We start from the raw sequence: 18,926 nt of genomic DNA on the forward strand, positions 1-18,926 counted from the left end.
GGACCGGGCATGAACGCAATCGGCGGGAGTGGCGACTGTTCGCATCCACGGGAGGCTCTGAGTCTCGTGTCGACGAACGGAATGACCTACTACTACAGGTGTGCCGACTGCGACGCGGTGGTGATCGTGTGGAGGCGATAAACCGTGTCAACGGTGACCAATGGATCGTCGGTGACAACCGATTAGCGGTGGATGAACGCCGATGGACCGTGGGTGACCACCGACGGCTCGTACGCACGACTACCACTCCGATCTGACGTTCGGTTCGAGGTAGTACCGCCCACGATACCACCTCTCCGCCCCGGTATTGCATGAGTTATATCGATGCGGTTCGAGGCTCGAATCGTGGTCAGAACTGTCTGGCGGGATTCGATTCGCGTCCCGTCCCACTCCGATCTCGCGAGCAGGCTCCTCATCGTGTCGACGCGCTCGTCGGCCGTAGCGAACCCGCTCCGATTCTGGTCGTCGGGGTTTCAGTCGCTCGGGACTTCGAGCCACTGCCAGGCACTGTTCGCGTTTACCACGAGCGTTGTTCAAATCATTGATAATATTTATCGCCACACGAGACAGCATACTCCCATGACCCGGCCAGGTTCCACGAGTAGTCGTCAGTACACCCGGAGCGACAGGAGGAGGAGTGAGCCGAGAGATGTGTGAGTACGAAGATCTGGACTGGAAGCGTGAGTGGCACGGTCTGTGGTCGGTCCTCAGCTGCAAGTGGACGTTCCACGTCATCCGACTCCTCCTCATCGACGACCACGGGTTCAACGAGATCAAACGAGAGCTCGACGGGATCACCGCGACGATGCTCTCGCGGCGGCTCAAGCAGCTCGAGTCGGAAGGGATCCTCGAGCGGGAGGTCCTCGACACGAGCCCTCCGTCGACGAGGTACTCACTGACGGAGACCGGTGAGGAGCTCGCGGAGATCCTCAGGCAGGTCGAACAACTGCGGCCGCTTTCCGACGATGAGTGAGCTGCATCCGGCCTCCGGTGGGTAACCATGCACGAACACAGCAGAACCACGCGACAGACCGCACTGGACGGGGAGACTGCAGTTCTCGTCTTCCCCTCGGAAAACGCGGGCTCCTCCGTCCTCGACCAGTCGTCCGACACCGCGTGTGTCGTCTCCGAGGGGAAACATCGACACTGGTACACGGTCGCCGTTCGCCTGCGCGGCGAGGCCGGCTTCGACGACCTGCAGCCGGAGGGCGGCGAGTTCGACGACGTTCTCCCGTTTCACGCTCACGGCTACGACGTCCTGTCCGATACTGCGCTCGTCGAGCAACTCGAGGCGCGAGGCATCCGTCGACTCGTTCTCTGTGGCGGACGGACGAACCACGAGGTCGCATCGACCGCCCGGTCCGCGCTGACCCGCGGATACGAGGTCACGGTCGTCGCCGATACGATGTTCGCCGGTCGAACCAGGACTCGAGACGGCGCCTGTTCGCCTCCACAGGACGTCCACGCACTGACGCTCGCGACACTCGACCGGCTCGGTGCGACAGTCACCTCCGTACGGGGGGTAGTGACGGAGTCGTACGAGTCGCTGGTCTCCGAGTACCTCACTGCACTGTACACTGATTCGGTGGGTGAGGCCGATTTCGTTCAGGCACCGCCGCTTCCGACACCCTCCATTCACCCGACGGCCGCGGCGCTCGTCGTCGTCAACGTTCGAGAGGAGTATCCAGCGGCGGAGTTCGGGGACCGAAACAACAATCAGGCAGAGCTGCAGATCGAACGGCTCGTCGACGCGTGGCGTGCACGTGGCCGGCTCGTCCTCCACACGGCTCATCCACCTCGTTTTCTTCCGGACGATCCTGTTTTGCAGGGATCTACCGTTCGACCGGTGGCCGACGAACCCACCATCGAGGCAGCGACAGCGGACGCCTTCGTACGCACGAAACTCGACGACATCCTTCGGTCGCGTGGCATCGAACAACTGGTGTTCGTCGGGGTCCCGCTCCAGGAGGCGGTCGCCGGCTCGGCGCGAACCGCACTCGAGCGGGGCTACGACGTGCTTATCGTCGAGGACGCGACCGCGGGGTACGACTTCGTCGGTGACGATGGACTCGAGGTCGCGGGGACGGAAGCGCACTGGATCGAGACGACGAGCCTCGCCGCGCTCGGGGCATCCCTGATAGAGACCGAAGAGCTGTGCGAGCAGCTCGAAGACTGAACCGATCCGGCTCACTGCCCGCGCTCTCGTTGGTCGACCACTCGATGGCTATCGATTACTACGCCCGTTGTACGGGAGCGGCGAGTACAACGCCAATAGTTAAAATAATTGATAATACTTATCTTCGAGAACGACCGACGGTGTTCATGGGATGGTCACACACCCCAGCAGCCGAGGAGAAGAAGACAGAGCGCAAGAGCGGGACGAGGTGGTGGTACATCGCAGGCGTGGCTATCGGTGCGGGAACCGGATAGGAGACGCCAGCGTATTTTTGAGTCCGATCCCGTTGAGACTTCGATAGTGATCTGTGTTCCCAGCTGTGGTGGATACAGAAGGCGTCTCGTTCGACCGAAGAGTAACAACCGCGTGAGGCCTACTGTCGTTGACCGACTATGCCGGAGAGGAGAGCGATAGGGAAAATTTCCCTCCGAGCGGGCGCGTTCGTGCTTTCAGGAGTCGCGCTTTCCACTGTTCTGTTCTCCGTGATATCGACGTTCGTTCTCTTTCGGGACTCCGCAGTACCGGTGTTGTTCGCGATTGCCGGTTCGATCCCGGTCGGGATCAATTCGTATCTCGTGCTTTCGTACGTCCTCGGGTTCCTCGGGAGCTACGCGTTCTTTTACAGGGGTGGACTCAACCGGATTCGGGGTCTCTTCAGAGACGATCGATGAACTCCATCTGTTCGATCCGCAGGGTACCCCTGGCTCGACCGTTCCCGACGGTCGGTCCGCCAAGTACACCTCTGTATCCAGCACGACGTTTCCCTTCAGCCACTGAAAGATTCGACAGGGGTGGGTGCTACTCGGTCCGTTCGACGATGTCGGTGATGATGACCCGAGCGGCCTCGACGTCCTCGTTCACTGCACCTTTCCCCCCGACGGTGACGGTCGAGCCCTCCGTCTCCACGACGATCTCGGCCTCCCGGGTGAGTAGCGACCGGGTCGGTTCCCCGTTCGGCGATTCGGAGGTGTCCGTCCGGACGGAGGTGATCTGCCCCGAGAACCGGTCGTGTCGCCCACTCGAGACGCGGCGTCCCTCGACGGTGACGGTGACGACTGCGTCCTCTCGAAGCAACGGGTCGACGGCCCGGATGAGTTCGCGGACGTCGACGAACTCGATCGGGGGGCGGTCACTGCGCGCCGAGAAGACACGATCCGACGGCTCCCAGAGCGCAGCCAAGAAGTACCACTCGTACACGTAGGCAGTGACGGGGTCCACGACGACGATACCGTACTGCGGTTCGAGGGACGCGCTCGAGTCGCCGAACCGGTCACGAGTAGTGTCCCGGTTGAACGGTGCGAAGCAGACGTCGTGACCGTCGATGATCGCGAGGAACGGCTCGTACATGCAGGGGGTCGCACCGAACCGGACCTCGGAACAGACGCCCTCGAAGAGACCATCGGACGGGGTGAACGCCGCCGAGGAGTGAAGCGCGACCTGCACCGAGACTCCGCGTCGATACGCCGACCGCAACACCGACTCCACCGCGTGATAGTTGTCCGGTGTGAGGGCGAGAAGGATCTGGTGGTCCGCGTCGACGATCCGTTCTTTGGTCCGCGCGAGGACCGTCTGGAACTGTTTTACCACGCCGATATCGATCGAGTCCGGGGACGGCTGGACCCAGCGTGTGTTGATCTCGTCGATCGCCGCTTCGAACTGGTCGACTCGTGCGACGAGACGCTGCAGTCCATCCTCGGGATCGAGCGCTTCCGCGTACAGTTGATCCCGTTCGTAGGTGACGACGTACCCCTCCGCTTCGAGCGCGTCGAGGACGTCGTAGATCCGTGGTGCGGGGACGCTACTCGCCTTCGCGAGTTCCTGTGCCGAGAGACTCCCGCGTCCGAGCAACGTCACATACGCTTCCGCCTGGTACGGCGACAGTCCGGCGTCGCGGAGGGTCTCCACGAGCGACTCCGTGTTCATGATGAGCGTAGGCTCCCGTCGGTCATATCTTCACCTCCGCGACCGATGGCCGAGTGGCCGTGCTCGTACGAGCGAAAGGCGGGCTGAGAACCTCCCGGGGTCGGACTACGTGTGTGTCGTCCATTGACCGGTCGTTCGGAGGACGCTGGCGGGTATAACGGTGGGAGTACCCCGACCGGTACGGAGTATCCGCAGTGGTACCCCTCGATACGTCTCGACGACGCTCATGGCATCTCTTCGGCGTCGACGGGCAGAAGCGGTGTCGTACTCGGTGAGTGCTGGTACACGACTCCATCGAAGCCGAGTCGGGTGAGACGCCAGCGCCGGTACCATCGGCGGAGTCGTGACCGCCTGTCGGTGAAGTACAGCGCGTCGACGTCGTACGCCTTCGCGACGGCGGCGGCCACGCAGAGTGGGTCACCGACGCGACCGAGTATCGTCGCCTCGACGCCGAGAGGGGCCAGTGCTGTCGAGACGAACGCCTGCGCGGCACGCCGTGCTGCAGCCTCGGCGTGCTCGATCGAGTACTCGACGTGTACGTCGGGGAGATCTCGATACACGGACCGGCGATCCCCGAACGACGCCTCTGACACGGTCGAGAGGACGACGACCTCGTCAGAGAGCGCGTGCGATGAGATGGGTCGCGTGAATCCGCCCGCGGGTTCCGCGTCGACCGGGTGAACGATGAGGATTGGCATAGTGGGTGCGAATCGATGTGAGAACACCGCCGTCCCGCTCGATTCAGCGAGACTACTCCGGAAATGGTAGTATATCAGACAGTACGCGCGACGGTACCTCCTCTCTCGTCCGATATCGGCCGAGTGCTGCACCGTCCCCGTGCAGGCGTCGCTCGAACTCTTCGAGTATCGGGCAAGGCTGCGGATCACGGCGGGGTCGCTTCAGAGCGGTACCGAACTGACGACTCGGAGTACTCGGATACTCCCCGGCGGACGATCAGCGAACGACCAGCGGCGTCACTCTCGATCGCAGACGTCTTCGGCCGAGACAGGCACGGGTTCAGTCTCCCCCAGTGAGCGGATCGCCTCTGTCGACGCCTGAGACTCGTTCCGACTGGAGGTCGACCCCTGAACGTCGAGGGTCGTGCACAGGATCGGGCCGATTCGCAACCTCGGACGCTGGGGCTGGTCTCGTGTCACGGGGGGTCGTCCCACCTGTCGTCCTCACGGCTCACGAGAGAGACACACGCGACGACGAGAGCGGTCGGTCGGTCAGCGCCGCCGGGCGTCCCAGAGCCGGAACGAGACGACCGCGGTGCTCACGAGGACGAGCATCAGCTCCCACCCGGCCTGGATCACTGGCGCGATCCGTTCGACGTCCTTCGGCTCCTTCCCCGGCGAGGGATCGACGGGGGTACTGTAGTGGACCGTCTTCGTCGAGGGCTGTGGGGTGGACTGTCTGGACGGTTCGGGCGGCTGGAGTTCGACGAACGTCTGGACGAGCCCCCGCTGGTCGGAGAGGAGGAGCCGCCCGTCGACGGTATAGAACGCGTCGACCACGGGGTAGAAGACGTTCACGCCGTTGGTGAACAGGTCGGGGAGGATCCCGCCGAACACCATCGCGGCGAGCGAGACCCACGCGACGCGGACGCCGCGATCCCCGAACCGACCGCGGAGCATCGACGCCGGCCGAACCGTGTCGACCCACAGCAGGAGGCCGACGACCGCCGGGAATAAGAAGCCGTGGAGCAACGATCGATGAGCCCCCGGAAGCACGATTCCGGCGAAGGCGTCGAGGTCGGGGACGGCGGTCGCCGCGAGGACGACGGCGACCGCTCGCGCGTCGAAGTCGGTGGTGAGGAGTGCCGCGCCGACGAGCCCGCCGATCGCGACGTGGACGAGTGTCGATGGCATACCCGTACTCGGTCCGGCCGTGGCTTGAGCGTTCGCCCGGCCGTCCGCGAGACGCGACTGAGGACGACGGGACAGGGTACGATCCCAGCGCCGACCGTCAGGCGACGGAAGCGAAAGTGGACACGAGCTGGTGGGCGGAGACGGATCGACTCACTCGGTCGAACTGCGCACCACCCGTCGGCGTCAGTGACTCCGCCAATGGCACGCCACGCAGTCCCGGATCCCGTGGACGTTGACCGTGGTCGCGGCGCAGTCGGGGCACGCCGTCGCCACACCGCCGTCGGTGACGGCGCGTCCGGTTCCCCGCTTCGACGCCGGATCCGACGACGAGCCGGACGCGGCTCTCTCCGGGACGACCGGGTGACAGTCGCGGCACAGCCAGCGGGTCGTCCGGTGCGTCGTCGTTCCGGCGTACGCACGGTACCGAAGGACGCGGTCGACGTCGTCGCCACAATCGTCGCACTCTAGCATGGTTGGCGACAAATTGTCATGGTATTCAAAGTGCGTTTCCCTAAATGTGGTCGGGCGTCACGGTATCCGTAATAGCACCTTATATTTTGGAGCGGAGCGGCGGAGACGGGGGCGAGCGCGGCCGCGGTCACTCGCGGTGCGGAGTCGCACGTGATCCGGAGTCGGCCACCGACCGGTCGGGCGACGCGTCAGACGCCGACCCGGCCCACGTGCCAGTGTCGGGCCCAGGCACGCGGCAGACCGAGCGACGTCGGCGGCCGTCAAACGTGGGTTTCGGTACGGTTTTGTGTCCACTCGTCGGACAGTGAGGAGATGCCGCCCGTGGACAGCGACGAAGACGCGTGCGACGAACGGTCGTCGGTGACGGCTCCGATGTGTCGACGTGCCCACCGGACGGTCACGACCGTGGGGCGGGCCGACGTGGTGGCGGGGGAGTCGTCGTGACTGACGGTCCCCGGGCCGACCTCGCCCGCCGGGTCGCCGGTGAGATCACGCTCAGCGACGACCCCGGTGCGACCCTCCGCAAGTGGCGGACCGACTTCGACGTCTCGCAGACGACGCTCGCCGACTACCTCGACGTCTCCTCGTCGGTGATCTCGGACTACGAGTCGGGGCGACGCGAGAGCCCGGGGATCGGCGTCGTCAGTCGGATCGTGAACGCACTCCTCGACATCGACGAGGCCCGCGGCGGATCACGCATCAGGCAGTACGCCCGGGTCGTCGGCGCGGGGTTCGAGAGCGACATCGTACAGGACCTCCGCGAGTACCCCACGGCGATCCGTCTCGCCCGGGTGTACGAGGCGATGGGTGCGACGGAGGTCGTCCGCGGCGACACCGACCGCGTGAGCGGCCACACCGTCATCGACAGCATCGAGGCGATCACGCGCCTCTCGAGCGAGGAGTTCTACCGCCTCTACGGCGAGTCCACCAACCGCGTGCTCGTGTTCACGAACGTCACCCGGGGCGAGTCACCGCTGGTCGCCCTCCGCGTGGTGAACCCCACGCCGAACGCGGTCGTGCTCCACGGCCTCTCCGACGAGGACCTGTGGGAACACGCGGCCACCCTGGCGACCATCGACGGCTTCTCGCTCGCGGTGTCGACGCGGGAGCTCGACGAACTGCTCGCCGACCTCCGGACGCTGGCGTAACTCGTCGACGGTGGCGGCGACTTCAGTTCGTGAAGACGCCTCGATCGAACGGGAGCGAGACGAGAGCCCGTGGTGGTTCCGGACGCGTGGGGATGCCGACTGGCACGGTCTCAGGGGACGCGTCCCTCCCGCCACGCCCGACGTTATTTATTCGCCCATCGCGTGAACGCCCACCGTGAGCAGAGCGTGGGAAGCCGAGACGGTGTTCGACCTGCTGGGGAACGAACTCGTCCGCGAGATCCTGGTGCTGACGAGCCTCGAACGGCTCTCGGCGGAGGAGATCGCAGCACGGTGTTCGGCGTCGCAGCCGACCGTCTACCGGCGGCTCGACTCGCTCGAAGAGTACGACCTCGTGGGGGTCCACACGGAGTACGACGAGGAGGGGAACCACTACAAGAGCTACGAGTGTCGGCTGGAGGACGCCCACATCAGCATCGAGGAGGGTGGATTCACGGTCGATCTCACGCTCCGACGAGATCCCGTCGGCGACGTGGACCTGCCGGACGAGTGAAGCGGGGAGCGTGCCAGTCGGGGGACGGCATCCAGTTCAGGGCGTGTGCGCATCGGGGACCAATCCGGCACGCTCCCAGTCGCCCTCGGGACGCGTGGCTTCGTCGACCGCGCGGCCGTGGATCGTCGTGGTTACCCGGACGACAGGCGGATCTGTGACTCCTCGTCGAGGTAGACGTAGCCGACGGCGATGGCGGCGAACCCCAGGAAGATCGGGATGTACCCCTTCGGAGAGGTCTCGGGCTGGAGGAACGCCGCCCAGCCGACGACGGCGAGCGAGAACGCGATGAGACCCATGGACTTCCAGTGCTGGGCCCAGTCCGTCGCCGTCTCGAGGACCGAGTCGGAGGAGTCGGTCGTGTCCGCGGACCGCCCGGGCAGTGCCGTGTCACTCGCGTCAGCGGAGGTGGTCTGGTCGTCGGAGTCGGTCGGTTTGCGCGACGATGCCTCGGCGTCAGTCGACGCGTCCGAACCGGTTGGCACGGACATCGTCCAGTCGAACGTGTGGGCGCGGAGACGACTAAAACCCGTGGAGAGCTTCGGCGTCTGAAGACGCGAGGAGCGACGAATCACCGAGTATCGCGTGCGGAGTGTGGATCGCAAATGACGACTCGCAGCGCCGACCGCTATCCCCTGGTGGGGCAGGTGGGCTGGTCCTCGTAGGCGTAGCGCACGAAGCCGGACTCGAGCGACGCCGCGGTCGTGGGCGAGAGGTGATCGTTGCGTCGGAGGTCGTTCGTCGAGAGCCACCCTTCGTCCGTGTGGGTCCGCCACTCGACGAGTCCGGCCGTGTTGTGGAGGAGTTCGTGCGTCAGCACGACGGTCCGGTCCGTCCGCCCGTCTCGGACCGTCGTCTTCGTCCCGTCGACGACCGAGACGTACTCGCCGACGATCGCGTAGCCGCCGCGGGCCGACCCGTCGAAGTCGCCGAACGTGGTCTGGTAGTAGACGCACTTCGCCCGGCCCAGGTGGGCGCGGTCGTACCGGTCGAGGACGATCCCCTCCGGGGAGGTCGTCTTCACCTCGCTGTCGAGTCGGCGTTCGTCGACGAAGTGGAGGCTGATGCCGGTCGATCCGTCGGGATTCTCGACGGGCATCTCCGCCCAGATCCGCTGCAGTTCGCGCCGCTCGGCGCTGTCGAGGGGTTCGATCTCGCTGCCGTACAGGACCTGGAGGTAGACGTCTTTTCGACCGACGCTCGCGTCGGGGAGCGGCACCCCGTCGGGCGTCTCACCCGCCCGTTCCCAGTCGTCGCGGAGTCGGTCGCCGTCCCGGTCGGGACTCGGACGAGGGACGACCGGCCTGTCGGCCACGCTCCCGTCAACGTAGCCGATGACGTCACCGTCCACCTCGGTGGTGTCGCCGGGCCCGGAGTTGACGTTCTCGATGGCTCCCTTCGCGTCGACGAGCGTGAACATCGTGGCCCCCGAGACGACGAGGAGCAGGATCGAAAAGGTGATCATCACCTTCCCGAACGTGCTCTCGGGGGTGATGCGCCGCCAGATCCGCGTGAGGACGCGACCGACCTGCACGCCACCGGGGACGACGATGCGGACGACGAGAACCGCGGTGACGGCGGCGAAGACGAGCATTCCGAGCAGGATGGCGACCGTCACCTCCGGTGAAGGGAGCGCCGTCGGCCACCACGGTGGCCGGGCGACGAAGAGCTGATTCTCAGTCACGAGTCCCAGCAGGGCCGACGCGTCTGCTCCGATTGTCGGCATCATAGACGGCTATCGACCGCTATCGTTGAAAAATCCGCCGTCCCGAATATCTACAGTGATAACTCAGGTATAAAGCGAATATAAAGGGTACTTGAACGACCGGACACGGCGAGGGGCGGACAGGCGAGCGGGTGGCCGATGCGCGTGTGAGCGACGATCTCGCGGAGGGGGCTATTCGACGTACTCGTACTTGCGTTCGTTCATCCGACCCCACCCGGCGAAGACGAACTCCCCAACCGGAGCGGTGAACTCCTCGACGTCGATCTCCTTGTCGTGGTTGTGGACGTCGTGGACCTGCTCGTACTCGTCGAACGAGAGGTCGTAGCGGCGGGCGATCTGCTCGTCGATAGTCAGCTGCTGGATCTCCTCCTTCCAGCCGTCCTGGACGGTCTCGGCGTGGATCTCCGCCTGTGCACCCGACCCGTACGACCCGACGAGGAGTTTCTCGCCCGTCAGCCCGCGGCCCGTCTCTGCGGCCGTCTGGAGCGCCGACGCTCGCGCGAGGTGGACCGAACCGGTGTACCAGTTGCCCAGCTGTCCCGAGAGGGTGAGCGTCGGGTCGATCGTGCGGTCGTACCAGTCGCGGTACCTGTCCGTCCCCTTGAGCCCGTCCATGTAGTCGCGAATGGCGTTCTCGTAGGCGTCCCAGCCGTCGAACGCCTCCTCGCGGGGCTGGCGACCGATCTCGGCGGCGAGTTCGTCCTCGATCTCGGTGTCGCGCGTCATGTGGCGGTAGCCGAGGAGCGCGGCCCGGCGGACCATCCCCGGGAACGGGGTGTGGAAGGGGATGTACGCGAAGTCGTCGGGGTGAGTGCGCCCGGCGACCGACTCGTAATCCTCGAGCGCCTCGCGCATCCGTGCGAGATACACCTTCATCGAGCGCTTGCCGTCGACGGAGGGGAACTGCTGGTTCGGCTTGAGAAAGTCCGTCTCGTCCGCCGACCCGTACCCCTGGTCGGTCGACAGTTCGACCACGCTGGGGTCTTCGGAGATGAGCATGGCGACGGCGCCCGCACCCTGCGTCGCCTCGCCGGGGTCCCCTCTGGCGTAGAGCGCGGTGTCGGTGGCGATCACGAGCGCCGAGCGACCCCGGTGTCTGCCGGCTTTGATCCAGTTGTACGCGTCGTCGATGCTCTGGGTGCCCGCGACGCAGGCGAACTTCCGCTCGCCCTTGTTCGCGTGGTGGAAGTCGCCCTCGTACACCTGTTCGAGACAGCCCGCGATGTACGTCGAGACGGGTTTGGAGTTGTCGAACGCCGACTCGGTGGCGACGTCGATCCGACCGATGGCCTGGGGTGTGAGCCCGCGGCGGTCCATCAGGCGCTTGGCCGCGTTGGCACCCATCGTGACGATGTCCTCGTAGACGTCGGGCATCGACGAGGTGTACAGACCCAGCCCCTTCGTGTACTTCTCGGGGTCGTCCCCCTTCGTCGGCGCGAACGTGTTCGGGAGGTCCAGTTGAAGTTTGCCGGTCCAGATCTCGATGGCGTCGATCCCCACGCGTGTCATGGCCGACTGTTACTGCGGAGCTACATATGGGTTTGTCGATGGCGATTACGTCGAACGTCGAACATCCCGGGACACACGGTAGACGACCCCGCCGTGTTCACCGCCGTCTCCTAGACCACCTTGCCGTTTCCATTGCCGTTCCCGTTCCCACTGCCGTTGCCATTGCCGTTCCCACTGCCGTTCCCGTTCTCATTGCCGTTGCCCCCGCTACCCGGCGATTCGACGGTCACGGTCTCCGTGGCCGTCGTCGCTGCGTTTCCGGAGTCCCGGACGACGATCTCGACCTCGTACGTTCCCCCGTCGAGGTCCTTGAACTGGGTCTCGCCAGTCTGCGACGTCCCGGACACGTCGGGCGACCGTTCCGCGACGATCGCCCCGTCTCGTCTGACCGTGAGGTCGAGAGACGTGAGTTCGGCATCGTCCGTGACGGCCCAGTCGGCGTCGATCTTGCCCGACTTGCCCGGTGACGTGACGTCGAACGTCGTGATCGTCGGAGGATCGTCCGGAGGTGGTGTGGACGTCGGTGTCGCGGTCGATGTCGCGGTGGGCGTGGACGTCGGTGTCGCAGTCGATGTCGCGGTGGGCGTGACCATCGGTGTCGCGGTCGACGTGGACGTCGGCGTCGCAGTCGACGTGGGGGGTGACGCGGGTGTGGGCGTCGTCGTGGGTGGTCCGTACGCTGGTGCCGGGGTCGCCGTCAGCGTCGGCTCCACGACAGTCACACGGCCCTCGAAGACGACCGTTCCCGTCGCGTTCTCGACGACGAGGACGTCGAGGCGGGTTCCGGCAGGAGCCCCGGATATCGGGGTCGTCCACCTCGTTCCCTCCACGAACGAGTCGGGCATCTCGTGGATCTCGCCCCGCGACCGGAGGACGACCTGGCCGTCGTCTATCGTCTCCCCGATCGTGTGTCGGACGGTCAACGTCGTGGTTCCGCCGCGGTCGATCGCGACCACGTCCACGTCGGACGCGGCAGACGACGACTGCTCGAGGGTAGAGGTGAGATAGAACCCACCGAACGCGGCAGCCGCGGAGACGACGATGCCCGTGAGGAGGAGGACGCCGATCACGTTGGCCTGACCCCGCCCGTCGGGCGCGTGCATGACGTGGTGGTTCGCGGTGTCGGTACATATCACCCTCGTACCAAATATTACGATTGATATTAATATCGGGGGATGACCGGCGCCCGAACCCACGCTCCACAGGAAGCACGAGACGAGAGGCGACTCATCATCTCTATATTGATAACCACGTCGCCACACATATAACCCGACTCCGGCATCGTTCGACTGATGTTCGAGGGTGACGATCGTGGACAGTCGATACAGATCGGAGCGATCCTGCTGTTCGGTCTGCTCATCGTCGGCCTCTCGTTCACCCAGGCGTTCGTCGTCCCGCAAGAGAACAGGGGCGTCGAGTTCGGCAGCTACGTCAAGGCGAGCGACGACCTCACCGCGTACTACCACGACGTCCTCGCCGCCGGGACCCAGGGCTCCCAGACGGGCCAGACGGTCCAGACGGGCGTGAGATACCCCACACGGACGATACTCGTCAACCCCGGCCCGGCGGCGGGGACGGTCCGGACCACCGCGACGCGGAACGTGACGATCGCCGGCGTCCAAGCCGTCTCCGGTGAGCACCGCAACGTCCGTGGGTTCTGGGACACGGATACCCGTGGACCACGGAACTACAGCACCAGGCACGTCGAGTTCGACCCCGGGTACAACGAGCTCGACGCGTCGCCGGTCGTCGTCTCCGGCGTCGGAACGTACCGGCTCGGGAGCGGCGGCCAGGTCGCGCTCACGGAGCAGTCGTTCCTCTCGGGCAACCGGATCACGCTGGTGACCGTCGACGGCGAGGTCGAGACCGGGGGGATCTCGACGTCGCTCTCCGCCGCACCGACGAGCGTCGCCACGCGCTCGGTCACCGTGACAGGCGACGGCGGGAGCGACTTCACCATCACCCTCCCGGTGCCCGGCGACGCGACGGCGTGGAACGCCTCCAGTGGCGCGCGGAGCCTCCGCGGCAACCCGAACGTGGTCGGGACCGAGGTCAACGGTTCCCGCGTCGACGTGACGTTCGACGGCTCCGCGCGGTACACGCTCCGGCTGGCGAAGGTGACGGTCCGCGACAGTAGCGACTCGGGAATCGAGCCGGAGACGGCTCCGCAGTACATCGTCCCGGTCGACGGGAACGGGACACAGGTGCCGGCGACGGGGACGAGAGCGATCGGAGTGGAGGTCCGGGACGTGTACAACAATCCCGTCGCGGGGTCGACCGTCGAGTTTACCGCCACGGACGGGTCGTTCCCCGGTGGTGCCACGACGACGACCGTGACGACCGGAGCCGACGGGCGTGCCAGCGTCGAGTTCAACATCAGCAAGACCACCGACGTAGCGACGCTCACTGCCGAGATCGACGGAGCGGGACGCTCCCCGTACAACGAGACGACGATCACGCTCGCCCGACAGGCTGCGGGGACCGACACGGGGACGGACAGCATCAACCCAGCCGAGGACGGCAGCATCAAGCTCGTCGAGGCGATCGAGTCCGGCGGGGGCAGCACGAACGCGACGATAACGTTCGACAACACGCTGTCGGAGTCGGTGCGGATCACGTCGATCCGTTTCTCGTTCTACCACCCGATCTCGAGCGGTGGGGAGGTCGCCGACACGGCGACGATCGGCGGGAAGACGGTCGGGATTCCCGGGACGATCGAGACGCTCCCGAACGAACCCGTGCTCGACCCGGGGCTCGACACGGTGACGATCAGCTTCAGTCCCGGCGGTGTCAACACCGACGGGGACTTCTTCGTCGCGACCGTCACGTTCGACAAGGTCGACGGGAGACAGACGTACTTCGTCGTGATCCAGAAGCCGTAGCCGACCGCTCGGTTCACCTGCCAGAGCACCGAAAACCGTCCGTTCGGCCCGCTCCAGTTGGAGGGCCCGGTTACTCGTCGTCCTCTTCGATGACCTCAGGGTCCGCCAGCGCCGACTGCAGCGAGTCCAATCCCGACACCCAGTCCGAGACGAGACCGTAGTCGATGTCCTCCAGCACCGATACGTCGAGTTCGTCGTCGTCCTCGATGACGAGCGTCCCCGCCTGGACGACGTGGGCGAACGCGGTGTCGAGGTCTTCCTCCTCCTCGGCGGCGACCGCAGCCTCGACGTGTTCGCGGATGGTCCCCTCGGGGGCGGGGCCGCTGGCGACGTACTCCTCGGCGGCCGCGAAGACGCACCGGAGGCTCATCTGGACGCCGTCGACGAGCATGAGTTTCTCCTCGCTCTCGAACTCGACCTCCGAGAGGACGATCTCACCGATCTCGCGGATCTCCTCGAGGGCGGTCTCGTCGTCGACCACCTCGTCTTTGTACGCGGAGAGCACCTTCGCGACCGCGATGGCGGCGTCGTCCTGCATGTTGAACAGCAGTCGAGCCGACTCCTCGCTCTCGGGGTCGAGGTCTTCCTCGGCGACCCGCGACAGCCAGTTCTGCCAGCGTTCTTCGGAGTAGTAAGACTCCTCTGCCTCGGTCATACGTGAGCGTCTCCTCCCGTCGTCAAAGGCCTTTCTTCTCCGAGGCTCGGTGCGAGCGGGTCACACCCGCCACACGCGACGGGGTTCGAGGTTCGAAGCCGATCCCAGATCCGTCGCGCCCGTCGTTCACCGCTCCAGCGTCGCCTCGGTGTCGATCCCGTAGACGCGTGCGGGCGTCTCGACGTGTGCGCGGCGGACGGCGTCGTCGTAGCCCTCGTCGAGCAGCGTCCGGACGCGTCGCGGGACGGTCTTCGGCCCGAGGACCGCGCCCGGCCGGTCGGGGTCGTCGATGAAGTCCGTCTCCATCAGGAACGGCTCCTCCCGGTTGGCCGCCTCACGGAGCCAGTCCGGTTCGCTCATCACGCTCGGCGTCACGCCGCGGAACGTCCCGCTGGCGTAATGTTTGACTACCTTCTCGCGGGGGAGACCACGTTCCTCGGCCCAGTCGCCGACCGCGGTCAGATCCTCCGTCGCCTCGGTGTGGAGCTGGACCGCACAGCCGCAGTCCGCACCGAGCGACAGCGCGTGGCGGAGCACGTCGTTCGAGGCCTCCCACACCGCGTCGGTGACGTCGTAGTGGGGGCGTCCGGACTTGAGCGCGAGCGCGCGACCCTCCGCGACGTACTCCGCCGCGACGTCGAGGCCGTCCTGCATGAGATCGCGAGCCGCCGCCGGTTCGAAACCGCGCTCGTCGACCAGCCGCGAGACGAGCCCCGGATGGACGCCCAGGACGGGCCACGCTCGCCCGTCGAGCACGTCCGAGGCCCGGTCGACGACCGCGATCGTGGTCTCGAAGACGGCCCGGAAATCGTCGCCCGACTTCACCTCGACGCCGAGCTGCCACGAGGGCTTGTTGACGACGAGGAGGTGGGTGCCGCCGACGCGAGCGAAGTCCTCGACGGCCTCGATGCCCTGTCCGTGTGCGGGGTCGAGATGCAAGTGGTCGTCGAGTACCGGCGTACCGAGGTCCATGCCGGGCGTACGGCGTCGGACACAAAAGGAGGCCGGATTCGTGCCGGGACAGGCACAGGTCTCGCGCTCGCGTCGGGTCAGGCACCCGGGACGCCGAACGCCGACAGCGAGCCGACGCCGAACAGTGAGAGCACCGCCAGCACGACGAGCGAGGCGACCCACGCGACGAGCGCGATGCCCGCGGCCGAGACCCAGCCACCCGGGTAGCGCCAGTTCACCACCCCGACGTACGCCACGAGCGTGAGGACCACGCCGAGGAACGGGATCCACCCGAGAAAGAGACCGACGAGCGCCCAGACGACCGCACCGATGAGTGCAGTGACGACCGCGTGGTCGAAGTCGCGCTCGCCGACGACGACGCGGGCACCGACGTAGATGCCGAACCCGCCGACGAGGAGGCTGACGACGAACCCGACGATCGAATCGATGAGTCCCATAACGGTGGGAGGACCGCGAGTTTCAAGAGCGTTTCCACCCGCCGACGCGTCACCGACGTACCCCTCACTCGTCGAGCGTGACGTGTTCGCTGGCGGCGTTGCGGAGCGCGTCGGAGCGGCCGTGCGATCCCGGCGCGATCGCCACGGTCCGGACGCCGTACTCGTTCGCGACCTCGAGCGCGGGTTTGAAGTCGGTATCGCGGGAGACGAGCGCGATCACGTCGGCGGTCCCCTCGGCGACCAGGCGAGTGAGGTCGACGGCGAGTTTGACGTCGACGTCACCGCTGGTGACCACCACGTCGAACCCCCGCGCTTCGGCGGCCTGGATGAGTCCCGGGGTGGCGTGTTCGTCCACGTACAGCCTGGTCGTGGCCGGGCGACCGTACCGACGAGCGGCCGCCCGCAGGTCGTCGAGGTCGACGTCGAACTCGTCGCGGAGGACGTTCGGGCCGTCGACGAACAGCGCGACCCGGGGACTGTCGGTGGTTTCCCCGGCGAACAGCCGGCCGAACAGGTCCATACGGCCGTTACTGCCGATCGGCTCAAAGCTGTGGTGATTCGGGCGCGGGCCGGAGCCGCCGTCGACTCGTCCAGCCCGTGCCGCTCCGGCCAGACGCATCCCGGGGGAGTCGGCGTGACACCCCGTGACGCACCACCACGACAGGGCGGATCACTAGTACAGCCTAATACACCTTCATCACGTTGCTACACATTTATCTTTACACTTATGTGGCTACAGTCGCTGTAATTTGATATGAGCGAAACCATGAGCGAAAAAAGCCTTTCATCGTTTATTATTACAGATTCGATGAACGGCCACGGTGCCATCACGGTAGAGTCGGCCGAAGGCCACGCGACGTACCACGTCGTCGACTACGAGAACGGTAAGACGCGCGAACGGTTGGCGTCGCTCACCGAAGGCTCACAGGTCCGGATGGCAGTCGAGCGTGCCGGCGTCAGGGCGAACGTCTGGAAGGCGACGAGACTCGTCGGCGGTAGTGGGAAGCCAACGCCGGTTCGCGCCTGACGCGCTCTCTTACGACACCGCGCTCTGCTACCAGGTCCACCCTGTCTCGACGGCCCGGTCTGTCGCCTGTATCGCTCTGTCTCACGGGGACCCGCGTTCCGCACGGTCAGTACTGCGTGTGGAGAGAGTCCGACCCGACGTCGTGCCGCACCGGCGAGAAGACGTGCTGTCCCGCGGACGGCCGTGCGTTCAGCGTCGACGCATCGCGGCCGACATGTCCGCGAACGTCGCCGTCTGCCTGGTCTCGGAGATCGTTTCGCCCTCGCCGCCCGTCGTAAAAATACTTACTACCATTGTAGTTACTTTATGCGTCGATCTACATAACTCTACTCATCGCGGGCGGGGCGGCCGCGTGAGTGCTCCGTCGAGCGTGGGCACCTGCGGGCGGGAGAGAGTGACCGGCGGGCGACCCGGGAAGGTCGACAGCGACCGATCGGCGAGGTGTCAAAGCCGGCAGACGGTCGGTTTCCCGCTCACCGGGATACCAAAGCATTACTTTGCCCCCGACAATCGTCCCGCATGGCCCTTCGGAAGCCGCCACTGCGGGACGTTCACGCCGACTGGGACGCGACGTTCACCGAGTTCGGTGGGTGGGACATGCCCGTGGAGTTCGACTCCATCAGGCGCGAGCATACGGCCGTGCGCGAACGGGCGGGGATCTTCGACGTCTCGCACATGGGCGAGATCGAAGTGTCCGGGCCCGACGCCACGGCGTTGATGCAGCGACTCACCTCGAACGACGTGACGGCGCTGTCCCCCGGCGACTCCCAGTACGCGGCGATCACGACCGACGAAGGGATCATCGTCGACGACACGATCGTCTACCGACTGCCGTCGACGGGCGACGAAACGTACCTCTTCGTCCCGAACGCGGGCCACGACGAGGAGACCGTCGAGTGGTGGACGAGACACCGCGACGAGTGGGGGTTCGACGCGACAGTCCGGAACACGACCGAGGACTGGGCGATGTTCGCGGTCCAGGGTCCGAACTCACCCGGCCTCGTCGACGAGGCGACCGCCACCCCTCTCGAGCTCGCTCGGTTCGCGATCGAGGAGGTGTCGATCGCGGGCACGACCTGTCTCCTCGCGCGGACGGGTTACACGGGCGAGGACGGCTTCGAGGTGCTCTGCCCGTGGGACGAGGCCGAGGGGGTGTGGGACGCGTTCGTCGACGACGACGAGTGTCCGCCGTGCGGCCTGGGTGCCCGCGATACGTTACGGATGGAGATGGGGTTCCTGCTCTCCGGACAGGACTTCCACCCCGACGACGAACCCCGGAACCCGTTCGAGGCCGGAATCGGCTTCGCCGTCGACCTCGACACCGAGTTCGTCGGCCGGGACGCGCTCGAGCGCGTCCAGCGCGAGGGCGTCGACGAGCGGTTCGTCGGTATCGAACTCCTCGACCGTGGGATCGCCCGCCACGGCTACGACCTCACGACCGAGGCGGGCGACCACCTCGGCCACGTCACCAGCGGAACGATGAGTCCGACGCTCTCGAAGGCGATCGCGCTCGGCTACCTCCCCGTCGACTACGCCGAGCCAGGCACCCGCGTCGACGTCGTGGTACGCGGCTCGGGGAAAGCCGCGAGAGTCGTCGAACCGCCGTTTATCGACCGCTAAC

General features: G+C 66.0%; 21 protein-coding genes. 9 read left to right on the top strand and 12 right to left on the bottom strand.

What is annotated here, in order from left to right:
• Positions 1-649 precede the first annotated feature (649 nt).
• From FZP69_RS14440 to FZP69_RS14450, 3 genes are all read left to right on the top strand, one after another.
• Positions 650-973: a winged helix-turn-helix transcriptional regulator gene (locus tag FZP69_RS14440; protein ID WP_152042103.1), complete on the top strand. Its 324-nt coding sequence runs from the start codon at positions 650-652 to the stop codon at positions 971-973.
• A 27-nt stretch (positions 974-1,000) separates the two neighbouring features.
• Positions 1,001-2,176, top strand: a complete 1,176-nt coding sequence (locus FZP69_RS14445; protein ID WP_152042104.1) for an isochorismatase family protein — start codon at positions 1,001-1,003, stop codon at positions 2,174-2,176.
• A 392-nt stretch (positions 2,177-2,568) separates the two neighbouring features.
• Positions 2,569-2,847: a hypothetical protein gene (locus FZP69_RS14450; RefSeq protein WP_152042105.1), complete on the top strand. Its 279-nt coding sequence runs from the start codon at positions 2,569-2,571 to the stop codon at positions 2,845-2,847.
• A 127-nt stretch (positions 2,848-2,974) separates the two neighbouring features.
• On the opposite strand, the gene FZP69_RS14455 is transcribed toward FZP69_RS14450, so the two are convergent.
• From FZP69_RS14455 to FZP69_RS14470, 4 genes are all read right to left on the bottom strand, one after another.
• Positions 2,975-4,099, bottom strand: coding sequence for a TrmB family transcriptional regulator (locus tag FZP69_RS14455; protein ID WP_152042106.1), 1,125 nt, complete (start codon positions 4,097-4,099; stop codon positions 2,975-2,977).
• A gap of 224 nt (positions 4,100-4,323) precedes the next feature.
• A complete protein-coding gene (locus tag FZP69_RS14460; RefSeq protein WP_152042107.1) occupies positions 4,324-4,797 on the bottom strand; it encodes a hypothetical protein in 474 nt (157 codons plus the stop codon).
• A gap of 531 nt (positions 4,798-5,328) precedes the next feature.
• Positions 5,329-5,970, bottom strand: a complete 642-nt coding sequence (locus tag FZP69_RS14465) for a metal-dependent hydrolase (protein ID WP_152042108.1) — start codon at positions 5,968-5,970, stop codon at positions 5,329-5,331.
• A gap of 183 nt (positions 5,971-6,153) precedes the next feature.
• Positions 6,154-6,441 carry a hypothetical protein gene (locus tag FZP69_RS14470; RefSeq protein ID WP_152042109.1) on the bottom strand — a complete coding sequence of 96 codons (288 nt, stop codon included), beginning with the start codon at positions 6,439-6,441 and terminating at the stop codon, positions 6,154-6,156.
• A 312-nt stretch (positions 6,442-6,753) separates the two neighbouring features.
• Between FZP69_RS14470 and FZP69_RS23275 the strand changes: the two genes are divergently transcribed.
• From FZP69_RS23275 to FZP69_RS14480, 3 genes are all read left to right on the top strand, one after another.
• Positions 6,754-6,885: a hypothetical protein gene (locus FZP69_RS23275; RefSeq protein ID WP_275689367.1), complete on the top strand. Its 132-nt coding sequence runs from the start codon at positions 6,754-6,756 to the stop codon at positions 6,883-6,885.
• The gene (locus FZP69_RS14475; protein WP_152042110.1) at positions 6,882-7,589 is read left to right on the top strand and encodes a helix-turn-helix domain-containing protein; all 708 of its coding nucleotides are present in this window, start codon (positions 6,882-6,884) and stop codon (positions 7,587-7,589) included. The genes FZP69_RS23275 and FZP69_RS14475 overlap by 4 nt, the downstream gene beginning before the upstream one ends.
• 175 nt (positions 7,590-7,764) lie before the next feature.
• On the top strand, positions 7,765-8,100 hold the full coding sequence (locus FZP69_RS14480; RefSeq protein ID WP_152042111.1) for an ArsR/SmtB family transcription factor: 336 nt from the start codon (positions 7,765-7,767) through the stop codon (positions 8,098-8,100).
• Between the two features lie 131 nt (positions 8,101-8,231).
• Here the strand turns inward: FZP69_RS14480 and FZP69_RS14485 are convergent, their stop codons facing one another.
• The 4 genes from FZP69_RS14485 to FZP69_RS14500 form a co-directional block, all read right to left on the bottom strand.
• Complete coding sequence (locus FZP69_RS14485) at positions 8,232-8,582, bottom strand: hypothetical protein (RefSeq protein ID WP_152042112.1); 351 nt, start codon at positions 8,580-8,582, stop codon at positions 8,232-8,234.
• Between the two features lie 143 nt (positions 8,583-8,725).
• Positions 8,726-9,826 carry a hypothetical protein gene (locus FZP69_RS14490; RefSeq protein ID WP_152042113.1) on the bottom strand — a complete coding sequence of 367 codons (1,101 nt, stop codon included), beginning with the start codon at positions 9,824-9,826 and terminating at the stop codon, positions 8,726-8,728.
• A gap of 168 nt (positions 9,827-9,994) precedes the next feature.
• Positions 9,995-11,332 carry a hydroxymethylglutaryl-CoA synthase gene (gene hmgB / locus FZP69_RS14495; RefSeq protein ID WP_152042114.1) on the bottom strand — a complete coding sequence of 446 codons (1,338 nt, stop codon included), beginning with the start codon at positions 11,330-11,332 and terminating at the stop codon, positions 9,995-9,997.
• A gap of 110 nt (positions 11,333-11,442) precedes the next feature.
• Complete coding sequence (locus FZP69_RS14500) at positions 11,443-12,435, bottom strand: type IV pilin N-terminal domain-containing protein (RefSeq protein ID WP_152042115.1); 993 nt, start codon at positions 12,433-12,435, stop codon at positions 11,443-11,445.
• A gap of 189 nt (positions 12,436-12,624) precedes the next feature.
• On the opposite strand from FZP69_RS14500, the gene FZP69_RS14505 reads away from it, so the two are divergent.
• Positions 12,625-14,214 (top strand): hypothetical protein, encoded by a 1,590-nt coding sequence (locus tag FZP69_RS14505; protein ID WP_152042116.1) that lies wholly within the window; start codon positions 12,625-12,627, stop codon positions 14,212-14,214.
• Positions 14,215-14,284: 70 nt separating this feature from the next.
• On the opposite strand, the gene FZP69_RS14510 is transcribed toward FZP69_RS14505, so the two are convergent.
• The 4 genes from FZP69_RS14510 to FZP69_RS14525 all read right to left on the bottom strand — a co-directional run bounded on the left by FZP69_RS14510 (position 14,285) and on the right by FZP69_RS14525 (position 16,798).
• Entirely contained in the window at positions 14,285-14,869 is a 585-nt protein-coding gene (locus tag FZP69_RS14510) for a DUF2150 family protein (RefSeq protein ID WP_152042117.1), read from the bottom strand.
• Between the two features lie 126 nt (positions 14,870-14,995).
• The gene (locus tag FZP69_RS14515; protein WP_152042118.1) at positions 14,996-15,841 is read right to left on the bottom strand and encodes a TatD family hydrolase; all 846 of its coding nucleotides are present in this window, start codon (positions 15,839-15,841) and stop codon (positions 14,996-14,998) included.
• Positions 15,842-15,918: 77 nt separating this feature from the next.
• Positions 15,919-16,278, bottom strand: a complete 360-nt coding sequence (locus FZP69_RS14520; RefSeq protein ID WP_152042119.1) for a hypothetical protein — start codon at positions 16,276-16,278, stop codon at positions 15,919-15,921.
• Between the two features lie 64 nt (positions 16,279-16,342).
• Complete coding sequence (locus FZP69_RS14525) at positions 16,343-16,798, bottom strand: NYN domain-containing protein (protein WP_152042120.1); 456 nt, start codon at positions 16,796-16,798, stop codon at positions 16,343-16,345.
• A gap of 234 nt (positions 16,799-17,032) precedes the next feature.
• Between FZP69_RS14525 and FZP69_RS14530 the strand changes: the two genes are divergently transcribed.
• Together FZP69_RS14530 and gcvT are read left to right on the top strand one after the other, a co-directional pair.
• On the top strand, positions 17,033-17,305 hold the full coding sequence (locus FZP69_RS14530; RefSeq protein ID WP_240137641.1) for a hypothetical protein: 273 nt from the start codon (positions 17,033-17,035) through the stop codon (positions 17,303-17,305).
• Between the two features lie 519 nt (positions 17,306-17,824).
• Positions 17,825-18,925, top strand: a complete 1,101-nt coding sequence (gene gcvT / locus FZP69_RS14535) for a glycine cleavage system aminomethyltransferase GcvT (protein WP_152042121.1) — start codon at positions 17,825-17,827, stop codon at positions 18,923-18,925.
• Position 18,926 lies beyond the last annotated feature (1 nt).

The sequence above is a fragment of the Salinigranum salinum genome (assembly GCF_009176545.1).
GTDB lineage: Archaea > Halobacteriota > Halobacteria > Halobacteriales > Haloferacaceae > Salinigranum > Salinigranum salinum.

Bases quoted from the DNA above. Each gene is read 5' to 3' on its own strand.
- FZP69_RS23275 (WP_275689367.1), top strand. From the start codon at position 6,754: ATGCCGCCCGTGGACAGCGACGAAGACGCGTGCGACGAACGGTCGTCG.
- FZP69_RS14520 (WP_152042119.1), bottom strand. From the start codon at position 16,278: ATGGGACTCATCGATTCGATCGTCGGGTTCGTCGTCAGCCTCCTCGTC.
- FZP69_RS14515 (WP_152042118.1), bottom strand. From the start codon at position 15,841: ATGGACCTCGGTACGCCGGTACTCGACGACCACTTGCATCTCGACCCC.
- FZP69_RS14510 (WP_152042117.1), bottom strand. From the start codon at position 14,869: ATGACCGAGGCAGAGGAGTCTTACTACTCCGAAGAACGCTGGCAGAAC.
- FZP69_RS14530 (WP_240137641.1), top strand. From the start codon at position 17,033: ATGAGCGAAACCATGAGCGAAAAAAGCCTTTCATCGTTTATTATTACA.
- FZP69_RS14470 (WP_152042109.1), bottom strand. From the start codon at position 6,441: ATGCTAGAGTGCGACGATTGTGGCGACGACGTCGACCGCGTCCTTCGG.
- FZP69_RS14465 (WP_152042108.1), bottom strand. From the start codon at position 5,970: ATGCCATCGACACTCGTCCACGTCGCGATCGGCGGGCTCGTCGGCGCG.
- FZP69_RS14525 (WP_152042120.1), bottom strand. From the start codon at position 16,798: ATGGACCTGTTCGGCCGGCTGTTCGCCGGGGAAACCACCGACAGTCCC.
- FZP69_RS14460 (WP_152042107.1), bottom strand. From the start codon at position 4,797: ATGCCAATCCTCATCGTTCACCCGGTCGACGCGGAACCCGCGGGCGGA.
- FZP69_RS14500 (WP_152042115.1), bottom strand. From the start codon at position 12,435: ATGCACGCGCCCGACGGGCGGGGTCAGGCCAACGTGATCGGCGTCCTC.
- FZP69_RS14450 (WP_152042105.1), top strand. From the start codon at position 2,569: ATGCCGGAGAGGAGAGCGATAGGGAAAATTTCCCTCCGAGCGGGCGCG.
- FZP69_RS14505 (WP_152042116.1), top strand. From the start codon at position 12,625: ATGTTCGAGGGTGACGATCGTGGACAGTCGATACAGATCGGAGCGATC.
- FZP69_RS14440 (WP_152042103.1), top strand. From the start codon at position 650: ATGTGTGAGTACGAAGATCTGGACTGGAAGCGTGAGTGGCACGGTCTG.
- gcvT (WP_152042121.1), top strand. From the start codon at position 17,825: ATGGCCCTTCGGAAGCCGCCACTGCGGGACGTTCACGCCGACTGGGAC.
- FZP69_RS14455 (WP_152042106.1), bottom strand. From the start codon at position 4,099: ATGAACACGGAGTCGCTCGTGGAGACCCTCCGCGACGCCGGACTGTCG.
- FZP69_RS14445 (WP_152042104.1), top strand. From the start codon at position 1,001: ATGCACGAACACAGCAGAACCACGCGACAGACCGCACTGGACGGGGAG.
- FZP69_RS14490 (WP_152042113.1), bottom strand. From the start codon at position 9,826: ATGATGCCGACAATCGGAGCAGACGCGTCGGCCCTGCTGGGACTCGTG.
- hmgB (WP_152042114.1), bottom strand. From the start codon at position 11,332: ATGACACGCGTGGGGATCGACGCCATCGAGATCTGGACCGGCAAACTT.